This window comes from Alkanindiges illinoisensis, assembly GCF_004377485.1.
GTDB lineage: Bacteria > Pseudomonadota > Gammaproteobacteria > Pseudomonadales > Moraxellaceae > Alkanindiges > Alkanindiges illinoisensis_A.
The window spans coordinates 1-13,337 of the sequence record NZ_SNTY01000025.1 but is presented as its reverse complement, the minus strand read 5'-3'; the positions used below and the strand labels follow the sequence as shown (position 1 = coordinate 13,337).

The following is a 13,337-nucleotide window of genomic DNA, read 5'->3' as shown; positions in this document are numbered from 1 at the left end:
CACGGAGAAATGAATTGAAAGATTTGCTCGATATTATGCGTAAGAAGACAGACTCGGAAAACGTTGGCAACGTTGAGTTTGATCGTATCCGTATTGGTCTTGCGTCACCAGAAATGATCAAATCGTGGTCTCATGGCGAAGTAAAAAAGCCTGAAACCATTAACTACCGTACCTTCAAGCCGGAACGTGATGGCTTGTTCTGTGCCAAGATCTTTGGCCCGGTCAAAGATTACGAATGCTTGTGTGGTAAATACAAGCGTATGAAATACAAAGGCGTCATTTGCGAAAAATGTGGCGTTGAAGTGACAACGGCCAAAGTGCGCCGTGACCGCATGGGCCATATTGACCTAGCTTCTCCAGTTGCGCATATCTGGTTCTTAAAATCACTGCCAAGCCGTATTGGCCTGCTGCTGGATATGACCCTGCGTGATATCGAGCGTGTGCTGTATTTTGAAAGCTATGTCGTGACTGATCCGGGCATGTCTCCGCTGGAAAAATACCAGTTGCTGAGTGATGAAGAATATTACACCGCACTGGAAGAGCACGGCGACGAGTTTGTGGCCAAGATGGGTGCAGAAGCCGTTCAGGACTTGCTGCGCGACATCGATCTGGAAGCTGAAATTGCGCGTTTGCGTGAAGAAATTCCACAAACCACCTCTGAAACCAAGCTGAAAAAATCATCCAAGCGCTTGAAGTTAATGGAAGCATTCCGTGATTCCAACAACAAGCCAGAATGGATGGTGATGAACGTTCTGCCAGTTCTGCCACCAGACCTGCGTCCGCTGGTTCCACTGGAAGGTGGCCGTTTTGCCACGTCTGACCTGAACGATTTGTACCGTCGCGTGATTAACCGGAACAACCGTTTAAAGCGCCTGCTGGATTTGTCTGCGCCTGACATTATCGTGCGTAACGAAAAACGCATGTTGCAGGAAGCGGTTGATGCGCTGCTGGATAACGGTCGTCGTGGCCGTGCCATTACGGGTAGCAACAAGCGTCCGCTAAAATCACTGGCTGACATGATCAAGGGTAAACAAGGTCGTTTCCGTCAGAACTTGCTCGGTAAGCGCGTTGATTATTCTGGCCGTTCGGTGATTGTGGTAGGTCCTACGCTACGTCTGCACCAGTGTGGTTTGCCGAAGAAAATGGCACTGGAACTGTTCAAGCCATTTATTTTTGCCAAGCTGCAAGCCTCTGGGCAGGCAACAACCATTAAAGCCGCCAAGAAAATGGTTGAGCGCGAAACCCCGGAAGTATGGGACGTTCTGGCGTCAGTAATCCGTGAACATCCGGTATTGCTGAACCGCGCGCCAACCCTGCACCGTCTGGGTCTGCAAGCATTTGAACCAACCCTGATTGAAGGCAAGGCCATTCAGCTGCACCCGCTGGTATGTACCGCATTTAACGCCGACTTCGACGGTGACCAGATGGCAGTTCACGTACCGCTGACACTGGAAGCCCAGCTTGAAGCGCGTGCGCTAATGATGTCTACCAACAATATCCTGTCGCCAGCGAACGGTGAACCAATCATTGTTCCGTCTCAGGACGTGGTATTGGGTCTGTACTACATTAGCCGTGATGCCATTAACGCCAAAGGCGAAGGCATGGTGTTTGCCGATACGGATGAAGTTAACCGTGCGCTGGGTACCAAGCAGGTGGCGTTGCATGCGCGTATTAAAGTCCGTGTAAAAGAAACCATTGTTGAAGATGATGGTCAGAAAACTGTACGCGATCGTCTGGTTGACACCACACCAGGTCGTTGCTTGCTGTGGAGCGTGGTTCCTACCGGTATGGGCTTTGATCAAATCAATGACACCATGACCAAAAAGAACATCTCCAAGCTGATTAACACCTGCTATCGCAAACTGGGTTTGAAAGCCACTGTATTGTTTGCGGATCAGTTGATGTATCTGGGCTTCCGTCAAGCCACACTGTCTGGTGTGTCTGTTGGTATGGAAGACATGCTGATTCCGCCAACCAAGGATGAAATCATTGGCAAGGCGGATGCTGAAGTTCGTGAAATTGAACATCAGTTTGAGCAGGGCTTTGTGACTGCCGGTGAGCGCTACAATAAAGTAGTGGATATCTGGGCACGTACCAATGACCAGGTGGCTAAGGCCATGATGGATAATCTGTCTTACGAGACAGTCGTGAATAAACAGGGTCAAGAGGAAAAGCAAAAATCCTTTAACTCGATTTATATCATGTCTGACTCCGGTGCGCGTGGTAGTGCGGCGCAGATTCGTCAGCTGGCCGGTATGCGCGGTCTGATGGCCAAGCCGGATGGTTCGATTATTGAAACGCCAATTAAGGCCAACTTCCGTGAAGGCCTGACCGTACTGCAGTACTTCATTTCAACCCACGGTGCACGTAAAGGTCTGGCCGATACCGCATTGAAAACGGCAAACTCCGGTTACCTGACACGTCGTCTGGTTGATGTGGCACAGGATCTGGTGATTACCGAGCCAGATTGTGGCACCACTGATGGCCTGTTCATGACGCCATTGATTCAGGGTGGTGATGTAATTGAGCCACTGCGTGACCGCGTACTGGGTCGTGTGGTTGCGGTTGAAGTGTTGAAGCCGGGCAGTGATGAAGTATTTGCCGAAGCCAATACACTGCTGGACGAACAGTGGGTTGACCGTCTGGAACAGGCCGGTGTGGACGAAATCAAGGTTCGCTCCGTGATTACCTGTAAGACCCGCTTTGGCGTCTGTGCCAAGTGTTATGGCCGTGATCTGGCCCGTGGTCATCTGGTTAATGCGGGTGAGTCTGTGGGCGTTATGGCCGCACAGTCCATTGGTGAACCGGGTACACAGCTGACCATGCGTACATTCCACGTGGGTGGTGCGGCTAGCCGTACGTCTGCCGCCAACAGCGTGCAGGTACGTAACAAGGGTTCGATCCGTTTCCACAATATCAAGACTGTACAGCACAGCAAGGGCCATCTGGTTACTGTATCCCGCTCTGCAGAGATTGGTGTGGCAGATGACTTAGGCCGCGAGCGCGAGCGCTATAAAGTGCCTTACGGCTCGTCCATTATTGTTAAGGATGGTCAGGCTGTTGAGGCTGGTGCGGTTATTGCAACCTGGGATCCACATACCCATCCGCTGATTACCGAAGTCGCAGGTAAGGTTCGCTTCTCACAGATTCTGGACGGTTCAACTGCAACCTCCAAAACTGACGATGCCACCGGGATGACCACCGTTGAAATTCTGGCGGTAAAAGATCGTCCAGCCTCTGGTAAGGAATTGCGTCCTGCGGTGGTACTGGATACTGTGGATGGCGAAGAGCAGTTTTACTTCCTGCCACAAAACACCATTTTAAGTGTTCGTGATGGTGACAGTATTGGTGTTGGTGATGTTATTGGCCGTGTTCCACAGGAATCATCACGTACCCGTGATATTACTGGTGGTCTGCCACGCGTAGCTGACCTGTTTGAAGCCCGTAAGCCAAAAGAGCATGCAATTCTAGCTGAAGTGTCTGGTGTGGTGAGCTTTGGTAAAGAAACCAAAGGCAAGAACCGCTTGGTGATTACGCCGGATGATGGCACTGAAATCTATGAAGAGCTGATTCCAAAATGGCGCCAGATCAACGTGTTTGAAGGTGAGCATGTAGAACGCGGTGAAGTGATCTCTGACGGCCCACAAAACCCGCACGACATTTTGCGTTTAAAAGGCGAAGCGCCTTTGGCCAACTATATCGTGAATGAAGTGCAGGACGTTTACCGCTTACAGGGTGTAAAAATCAACGACAAGCACATTGAGGTGATTATTCGCCAGATGCTGCGTAAGGTTGAGATCCTGGATGGTGGTGATTCCAGCTTCATTAAGGGCGAGCAGGGTGAATACTCCCGCGTGATGGAAGAAAATCAGGCGCTACAGGCTCAAAATAAGTTCCCGGCTAAGTTTGAACGCTTGCTGATGGGTATTACCAAAGCCTCGCTGTCCACTGACTCGTTCATTTCTGCAGCATCGTTCCAGGAAACTACCCGCGTTCTCACCGAAGCGGCGGTTACTGGCAAGGAAGACGATCTGCGTGGTCTGAAAGAAAATGTGGTGGTCGGTCGACTGATTCCTGCGGGTACTGGCCTGGCCTACCATCTGGAGCGTCGTCGTCAGGAAGCTGAAGCTGCTGAAGCTGAACTGACTACCGACTTCTCTGAAGTGGATCAGGCCTTTAGTCAGGCATTGAATGAAGAACAGATTTAATCTTTCATGATTAAATAGTGTTTAATAAAAAGGGAGCTTCGGCTCCCTTTTTTATGGCTGGTTTTTATGACTTATTTTTGCAGCTTAAATATTACGATTCAAGTACTACCACTTAAGCATTTAATTTTTAACGGCTAGGGCAATCCTTGCCTTGTGAATACCAGTCAGTGACCAGATTATTTTTTAAAATAAACGCCACTTGGCAATTAGCACGAATGCTGTAGTTGGATGAAGGGCGTGGGGTTATATAGGTTCCTCCCATACCATTAACTAAGGGCGGAGTGATCGTTGGGGTAGGAACTGGAATATTGATCATAATGGGTCTAAACACCAGAATGGTTTGGCCATCTCTTTCAATGCGTTGATCCGGTGTACCAAATTCAGCAGTCAGGCGTGAGGCAGGCTGGCCATTAAAATAATTCATGGTGGTTGTAAAGCTTTGGGTCGTGGCACAACCTGCCAACAGTACCAGGCCAGTACTTAAAATAAATTTATACATTATCTATTTTTCCAATGTTTAATAAGAAATCAGTGCATCGCACATATATCAAATTGTCTCATATCTGAAAGATTTCAGCCTTTTCTCGCAACTATTATTTTCGTGTTTCAAGCTACAAATTGATAAAAATAGCCGCCTAGAGATTATTCAGACAGGGCCGCAGTAACCGTAATTTCAATGAGCACATCATTATGGTACAGGCGCGCTTCTACAGTGGTTCGGGCCGGTGCAGCCACGGTCATCCATTCATCCCAGACTGCATTCATGGCTGCATAATCCTGCTGGATATCCTTTAAATAGATCGTAGCTGACAGTAACCGTGATTTGTCAGTACCTGCTTCGGCCAGAAAGCGGTCAATATTCGCCAGTGTTTGTCGGGTTTGTTCAGTAATATCATCTGAAAAATCATCAGCAAGCTGGCCTGCCAGATAAACGGTATCACGATGAATAACAATTTCGCTAAAACGCTTTGCTGTATGAATCCGGGTAATGGTCATTGAGTTATTCCAAAAATTTATCCAGTGTAAAGGGCTGCGATTTAAACACAGTTGGCAGTTTTTTTAGAGAAATTTCTCAAAGCCAGTTCAATGTTATGCAGGCTAAACAATACCTGTATACGGCTAAGGTTTTACGCAAAAAGATTTGTATAAACGCAGGCAGGTTGCTACATTCGGAAACATAATATGAAGGAACTGTGGATGGCTACATGGACAAAATAGCCTTGGGTTTACTAACGGGCCTGCTAGTATCCAGCATGACCCATGCGGAGTGTCCGTACAGTTTTGATGCCCATCCGACCCAGCTGGCGATTTATAGCCTGCTGCAGGAAGGCAATACCACCATGCTCAAGCCACTGGTTACCACAGCCGCGCAACAGGTGTCCATTGGCCTGCCTGATATGCCACAAAAGTATATGACTTCCTCGCGTAATGGCATTGAAAACCTCATTCAGCGAATCAATGACCATAGTGTAGCGGCTGGCGATATTACGGTTCCCAATACAGGCAAGCTGGCGCTGGAATTTAAAATAGACCAGCTTACTACCCAGGTTAAAACACCGGACAACTACTACAAATTTGGCGTGGTGATTTATGGCAGTAGTGATCAGGCACCCGGGCAAAGTGATTTGATGATTGAACTTAGCCTGACTAACTCGGCGCTTAAGCATCAACCTGAAGCGTTTATTAATATTATGGGTGCCAATATTGCAACCCATCGCTGGGAAGCCAGCAGCTACCCCTTGAGTTTGCCACTGCCGGCAGAATACCGGTTGGGCCTATATCTTGATCAGGATAAGGGAAGGCTGGGAGCAATTATCAATGGCAAGGATAAAGGCTATATTAGCCAGAAGATTCCAGCACATATTGACCGGATTGTGATTGCCCCGTTTATCCTGTCTGACCTTGACCCGACCAATCCCCTGGTTGGCTCAATGCTGGCAGGCACTGTGATTACTGATGCCAGCCAGATGAAACTTCGTTATCCCAGAGCTACCCGTGATATTTGTGGTGTGTCCCTGCGTTAAAACACTACCGAAAACAACTGGATTTCAGCACAGCGTTGCATTAAAAAAGAGGCTTTGTAAAACAACAAGCCCTTGCTGGAGTATGCAATGAAACAGGTATTAACGGTCAATGAGGTCGATGGCTTTATTGAGGGGAATGGCCCGCAAACGCTGGTGATGATTCACGGCTGGCCCGACACCTACCGGATCTGGGAAAAACAGATTGAATTCTTTAAGACCCGTTATCGCTGTGCCTATTTTACCCTACCCGGTTTTGACCATGACAAGTCACGGCAGGCATTTTCGCTGGATCAGGTAATTGAAACCATCAAGGCCGTGGTGGATGAAGCCAGTCCCGATCAGCCTGTGCATCTGATGCTGCATGACTGGGGCTGTTTTTATGGCTATCAGTATGCCATGCGTTATCCGCAGCGGGTGGCCAGTATTGTGGGCGTGGATGTGGGTGATGCCAACAGCCGGACTTTCCTTAAATCCATTACACCCAAAAAAGCGGCCATGATTGCCGGTTATCAATTGCCGCTGGCGCTGGCCTGGCGAATTGGTGGTGCGGCTGGCCGGCAGATTGCACGCGGTGTGGCAAAAACCCTAAAAACGCCCTCAGCATTAAATTTGATCCGCGCCAACATGGGTTATCCGTATTATATTCAATGGACACAAAAATTTGGTTCATTTAAAAGTGCGCGCGATCTGGATTTTCAATGTCCGCTGCTTTATATCTACGGCAAAAATAAGCCTTTGATGTTCCATTCAAAAGCATGGCTGGAACAACTGGAGCAACACTCTTCCAGCAAGGTTGAAGCCTTTAATACTTCTCATTGGGTGATGGTGGAGGCGCCTGAGCAATTTAATCAAACGGTGCAGGACTGGTTATCCACTTTATAAGTATCAGGTTGTCATAAGCAACCCATAAAAAAACCCCTGATTGACAGCTTGAGGGGCGGTTGGCGAGTCGATAATTATAGGGGGTGAATGCCCCTTATTTTTTGTTTTTGGTTAGACTATATAAATCATTATAAATTTCTTAATTATAGAGAAAGGAACATCAATGAGTAATGAAGGTTTCGAGTTAGTAGAGCCAGTATTGCCAGAAAGTGAAACAAGCACTCGTAAAAAAAGTGTAAGGAAGCCTCAGGCAGTAAAAAGTACTGAATTAGGTTCTGAAATCCTTTCATATCGCCATTTAGATAAGCGAGTAAATAATCCAGAAGTAGGGATGGTGACACCATTTACAGACCCCGATGCTGGTAAGACTCGTTGGAAATATGATCCCCATATTGACCCCTCGCTACAATTTGATTCGCAACGTGCATGGACTGAAAACCTGATCGATGATGCTTTGGCGTCAAATGACCCTGAACAGATGAAGCAGGCATTAGAAGCACTCAAAAAAGCGCAATCACCTTACTTAAACTGGGCGGGTAAAGCTGAACATACGAGTTTTGCTGTAGATACAGTGAGCTTGCATGTGCATGAACGTGTAGATCCTGCCAGTATTTTGGCGGCTGTGCGTAAACGCATGGGCAAGGAAGAAAAGAGCAAAGGTAAAGTCAAAGCATTACAACCAGGTCTGTTTGATGCGCCATTTGAGAATCTACCTTTACGTGATGCATTGGATTTTTATAAGCATGAAAAAGGCTGGTCTAACCGTTTAATTGCGGGTGATAGCTTATTGGTCATGAATAGTCTTCTACAAAAGGAGAGTATGGCGGGTAAGGTGCAGATGATTTATTTTGACCCCCCTTATGGGATTACTTATGGCTCAAATTTTCAACCATTTGTAAATAAAAAAGATGTTAAGGACGTTGATCGAGATTTGAATCAAGAACCAGAAATGCTTAAAGCTTTTCGTGATACTTGGGAGTTAGGAGTCCATTCGTACTTGACATATATCAGGGATAGGTTACTTCTAGCAAAAGATCTATTAAATGACACTGGCAGTATTTTTCTTCAAATATCTGATGAAAATTTGCACCATATTAGAGAGTTAATGGATGATGTATTTGGTGCTGAAAATCACATTAGTACGATTACATTTAGAAAAAAAACAATGCCTTTTGGCTCTAAATACTTAGAGCAAATGGCTGATTTTATAGTTTGGTATGGTAAAGATAAAAAAAAGACAAAGTACAATTCTTTATATAAGAAAGTATCAGTACAGGGCGAATTTCATCATTGTTGGTACGAAACTCAAGATGGTGAAATGGTTAAAATGTCTAAAGAGTTTGTAGATAATCATAATTTATTACCTGACAATGTAAGAGTACTAAGATTAAAATCTTTGGAACCTTCAGGTGTTATGGAGTCTGGAAAATTTGTCTACACATTTCAAGGTAACGAATTCAATCCTCCAAAAAACGGGTTTTCGACAACATGGGATGGGATGGAAAGATTAGTCAAAGCTAATCGCATTTATCCCGAAGGCAATAGATTAACCTTTAAAATTTATGCAGATGAATCTAGTTATTCGAAAATTACTTCTCCTTGGAATGATACCGTTGGGGCAGATGATAAAAAATATGTAGTACAAACAAATACAGAAGTTGTTAAAAGATGTATTCTGATGTCTACAATGCCAGGGGATCTTGTCTTTGATTTAACCTGTGGATCCGGTACAACCGCTTATGTAGCGGAAAAATGGGGAAGAAGATGGATTACCTGTGATACTTCAAGAATTGCTATAACCTTGGCTAAGCAACGTTTAATGACAGCTAGTTATGACTATTATGACTTGAAGTACCCACATGAGGGTTTGAAGTCTGGTTTTTTATATAAGAGCATCCCAAGAATAACATTAAAGCAAATTGCTAATAATGTTGATGTTGCATCGATTTCAAATAAATTTGAACACAAAATTGAAGAAGCACTTAATGTTTTAAATGATTCATTAAAAAATGATCCACCATCTCCGTATCTTATTAAATTGGGTAAACGTGCAGGCAATTATCTAGATTTTACACAAAATAATGAATTATTCGATTGGGAAGTTCCTTTTTCTAAACCTGTAGACTGGAATAAGTCACAGTTAATGGCGTGGGAGGCTTTCAAAGATCTAAGAAATTTAATGCAAAAGGAAATAAATGCAGTAATTACAGCACATGCTGAACAAGCTATGCTGTTTGATGAGCCCATCATCAATAAAAATCGCCTCAGAATTAGCGGACCATTTACCGTAGAAGCAGTTCCTTTCCCTTCTGTTAAATCTTTAGATGAAGCTGAAGCTTTAGATGAAGCTGATGCAAGTATTGCGCGTACAGGTGAGTCAGGTCGTAAACACGATTGGATGGCTGAACTCGCAAAATCAGGTATTCGTGGTCCAAATGGTCAGATGATTAATTTCACTGACTTGGAGCTAATTCCTTACGACAAAGATATGCAGAATATCCATGCGATTGGTCATATAGAAAATGGTGATCGAGTCGTTGTAAGTTTTGGTCCTGAGCATGCAGCCTTAGAACAAAGACAAGTTGCAAATGCCATGAATGAAGCGGGCAATTTATTCCCATTACCTAAGATGATCGTCTTTTGTGCATTTACCTTTGATCCCGAAGCAGCTAAAGATATTGATGCGATTAAGGGGATTACTGCACTCAAAGCACAAATGAATACAGACCTGCTCACAGAGGACTTAAAGAAAGCGCGTTCTAGTAACCAAAGTTTCTGGTTGATGGGGCAACCTGATGTCGAAGTTCATAAACTTAAAGATAGCAAGTATCAGGTTGAAGTACTTGGATTTGACTACTTTGATACAGTCAAGGGTGAATTAATTTCTGGTGGTAAATCCAAGATTGCGATGTGGAGTTTGGATACCGATTACGATGAGCGTAGTTTATTCCCACATCAAGTTTTCTTCCCAATTGCAGGTAAAGGCGAAGGGTGGGAAAAACTGAAGAAAAATATTCGTGCAGAATTGGATGAGACTCAATTAGAAAAATTCCATGGAACAAAAAGTTTGCCTTTTGAAGCGGGTGATAATAAAAAGATTGCGGTCAAGATCATTGATGACCGAGGCATTGAATCACTAAAAGTAGTGAACTTGGATTAAGGTGAATCAAGATGTCTCAAAATTCACTCATTATTAGTTCGCCTTTTGAATGTCCAACCCATCACTGGCAACGTAATCCTCAGAACAGTCAACTCGTTTTGCAGGCAGGACGTCGTTCCGCCAGCTATGAAATTTTTGATACACGAAGTAATACACTTCAAACAAAGGAACTAGATTTAGTAAATCGCATACGCCAACGAGTCAATGAATGGCGTGAAGCAGATTATCCTGGTGTCACTGCGATTACTCGTCAATTGTTAACTCATTGGTACGATAAGGAAACTGCAAGGCCTTATGAGTTTTACTTCTGTCAAATAGAAGCCATTGAAACGCTGATTTGGTATGTAGAGGCCACTCCTGAGTTTAAACAAGGTATCGCTATTCCTAGTGATGGCGGGGCTTGGGAACGGCTGTGTAATAAAATGGCCACAGGCTCCGGTAAGACCACTGTAATGTCGATGATTATTACATGGCAGGTCCTTAATGCGATTACATATCCTAAACGGCATAAAGACTTTTCTAAGGCGATCTTTATTGTAGCACCAGGATTAACAGTCAAAGAGCGATTACAGATTTTACTGCCTGGTCATCCCCAGAACTATTATGACGCTTTTTCTTTATGTCCAAATGAAGTCTTAAGACATAAGCTCAATCAAGCAGAAATCTTAATTGAAAACTGGCATTCACTGATGCCACAAAAAGAGCCTGAACGCTCAGTGGTAAAAAAAGGTGCAGAAAGTGATGAAGCCTATGTAAGACGTGTGCTTGGTTCTTTAGCGAATCATAAAAACATTGTGATCATTAACGATGAAGCACACCATGCTTATCGTAAACCTGCTGAAGTAAAAATTAGTAAAAAAGATGCAGAAGAATTCGGTATCGACTTAGATGAAGCCACACGCTGGGTTGAAGGTTTAGACCGTATACATAAGATGCGGGGAATCATTCGCTGTTTCGATTTATCGGCTACGCCATTTGCTCCTACAGGTAAGAAAACAACTGAAAGTGCATTATTCGAATGGGTAATATCAGATTTTGGCTTATACGATGCGATTGAGGCGGGACTCGTTAAGACACCCCGAATCGTTGTGCGTGATAGTGCATTACCAAGTACGAAAGATCTAAAACCAAAGCTTTATCATTTATATCGTGAAGATGAGGTCCGAGAAGATTTAAACCGAAAAGCAGAACCACATGAGGCATTACCACAAATTGTTCAACAAGCATACACACTCTTAGGTGCTGACTGGCGTGAAGCCATGAAGGCATGGGAGGAGGCAGGAATGACCTCTCCACCTGTCATGCTTACAGTATGTAATAGGACTGAAACAGCAGCTCGTATTGAGCATTACTTTAATAAAGGTGACGCACAGTGGGCTGAATTAAAAGCACCCGATAAGACTTTGCGAGTTGACTAAAAGGTGCTTGATAAAGCTGAAAAAGGTGAGGCGGCATCAGCTGACTCCACATACGAAAATCGATTAAGAGAGATTGTAGAAGCTGTCAATCTACCGAATGATAAGAAGCAAGAACTTTTAAGCCTGAAAAAAGAAGAGCTGTTGCGTGCGATTGTAGATAATGTTGGTAAACGAGGAACAGCTGGTCAGAGTTTGCAAAATGTTATCTCAGTTGCAATGCTCTCAGAAGGCTGGGATGCAAAAAATGTAACGCATATTATGGGACTTCGAGCATTTTCTAGTCAGTTACTGTGTGAACAAGTGATTGGTCGAGGTCTAAGACGGGTTGGTTATGATACTGAAGAAGTTTTATGCCCAGATGGTGTAACTCGTCAGTTATTTGCACCAGAATATGTAAATATTTTTGGTGTTCCACTGTCTATTTTTCAGGATGTTGGAGATGGAGGTTCAGGTCCAAAGCCACCAAAGCCTACAACACAAATTTCGACTTTACCGGAACGTTCTGCTTTAGAAATTTCATGGGCGAATGTACTTAGAATTGACAATGTCTTAAAGGAAAAATTAACCGTCAATTGGGATAATGTGCCTAGCATTCTACTTGATCCGACAGAAATACATGTTTCCGCAGAGTTGGCTCCTGCATTGGGTGGGGCGACAGATCTATCAAAAGCGGTTGGCATTGATCTTGAGTTATTACCAGAAGAATTTCGTATGCAGAAATTACTATTTGTTGCAGCGCGAAAAGCTTTTGAGAATGTTCAGCAAGGATATACAGGAAGTAAAGAAATTCTTATCCAACAGTTGATTCGCTTGACTGAGGAATTTTTAAAGTCCGATAAAATTAATATTCCATCTTTATTCCATCAGGAGCCTCTGAAGAAGAGAATTCTCATTGCTTTGTCAATGGATAAGGTAGTTCAGCATTTGGTTTCGTATGTGCATCAAGCTAATGTGACTGTATTAGAACCAATTTTTGATATTGAAAAACCTATTGGCTCTACAGCAGATATGAGAACCTGGTATACGACACGGTTATGTCAGCCAACTGAATTTTCTCAGATTAGCCATATGGTCGCAGACGGTACATGGGAAGCATATGCTGCAAATGTCCTTGAAAAATTTGCGAAAGATAGGGTGGTAACTTCCTATGCCAAAAATGACCATTTAGGATTTAATATTTACTATATGTGGAATGGTAGTAAGCGTAAGTATGTGCCTGATTTTTTAATTCGATTTGCTAATGGTAAAACGCTTGTATTGGAGATTAAAGGACAAGACAGCGAACAGAATAGAGCAAAACGTTTAGCACTGGACGTTTGGGTTAAAGCAATGAATCAAAAGGGTGGATTTGGTACTTGGTGTTGGGATGTTGTTAAAGAAGCACCAGCTAGAATGCATGATGTGATTTTGGAGCATGCAAAATCTGCCACTTATTCTAAACCTATAGGTGAGCTGTTTTTAGATTTGTAAAATTAGAAAGGGAGGTTTTACCTCCCTTTCTATTCAAAGTTTGATTAGATGTATTAGTTCCGATCTGATCGGACAAAGATCTTGAAAAAGAGAAAGTTACCCGTTTAGATAAAGGTGTCGAATCTTAATCAAACAAAGGTAACTTTCTGATGTTGTATACTACCAATCAAATCAT

Annotated in this window: 8 protein-coding genes; 6 read left to right on the top strand and 2 right to left on the bottom strand. The window is 43.9% G+C overall.

Annotated elements, in window-relative coordinates; all coding sequences use genetic code 11:
- Window positions 1-14 precede the first annotated feature (14 nt).
- Window positions 15-4,208 (top strand): DNA-directed RNA polymerase subunit beta', encoded by a 4,194-nt coding sequence (gene rpoC, locus E2B99_RS07145; protein WP_134244237.1) that lies wholly within the window; start codon window positions 15-17, stop codon window positions 4,206-4,208.
- A 127-nt stretch (window positions 4,209-4,335) separates the two neighbouring features.
- Here the strand turns inward: rpoC and E2B99_RS07140 are convergent, their stop codons facing one another.
- Both E2B99_RS07140 and E2B99_RS07135 read right to left on the bottom strand, forming a co-directional pair.
- Window positions 4,336-4,707: a hypothetical protein gene (locus E2B99_RS07140; RefSeq protein WP_134244236.1), complete on the bottom strand. Its 372-nt coding sequence runs from the start codon at window positions 4,705-4,707 to the stop codon at window positions 4,336-4,338.
- A 143-nt stretch (window positions 4,708-4,850) separates the two neighbouring features.
- Complete coding sequence (locus E2B99_RS07135) at window positions 4,851-5,204, bottom strand: RidA family protein (RefSeq protein ID WP_134244235.1); 354 nt, start codon at window positions 5,202-5,204, stop codon at window positions 4,851-4,853.
- A gap of 209 nt (window positions 5,205-5,413) precedes the next feature.
- Here E2B99_RS07135 and E2B99_RS07130 point away from each other — a divergent pair, with 209 nt between their 5' ends.
- The 5 genes from E2B99_RS07130 to E2B99_RS14730 all read left to right on the top strand — a co-directional run bounded on the left by E2B99_RS07130 (window position 5,414) and on the right by E2B99_RS14730 (window position 13,162).
- Entirely contained in the window at window positions 5,414-6,232 is an 819-nt protein-coding gene (locus E2B99_RS07130; RefSeq protein ID WP_134244234.1) for a DUF4882 family protein, read from the top strand.
- Window positions 6,233-6,319: 87 nt separating this feature from the next.
- Complete coding sequence (locus tag E2B99_RS07125; RefSeq protein WP_134244233.1) at window positions 6,320-7,114, top strand: alpha/beta fold hydrolase; 795 nt, start codon at window positions 6,320-6,322, stop codon at window positions 7,112-7,114.
- Between the two features lie 163 nt (window positions 7,115-7,277).
- The gene (locus E2B99_RS07120) at window positions 7,278-10,274 is read left to right on the top strand and encodes a site-specific DNA-methyltransferase (RefSeq protein ID WP_134244232.1); all 2,997 of its coding nucleotides are present in this window, start codon (window positions 7,278-7,280) and stop codon (window positions 10,272-10,274) included.
- An 11-nt stretch (window positions 10,275-10,285) separates the two neighbouring features.
- A complete protein-coding gene (locus tag E2B99_RS14735) occupies window positions 10,286-11,692 on the top strand; it encodes a DEAD/DEAH box helicase (RefSeq protein WP_205669647.1) in 1,407 nt (468 codons plus the stop codon).
- A 3-nt stretch (window positions 11,693-11,695) separates the two neighbouring features.
- Window positions 11,696-13,162, top strand: coding sequence for a hypothetical protein (locus tag E2B99_RS14730; RefSeq protein WP_205669646.1), 1,467 nt, complete (start codon window positions 11,696-11,698; stop codon window positions 13,160-13,162).
- Window positions 13,163-13,337: the final 175 nt, after the last annotated feature.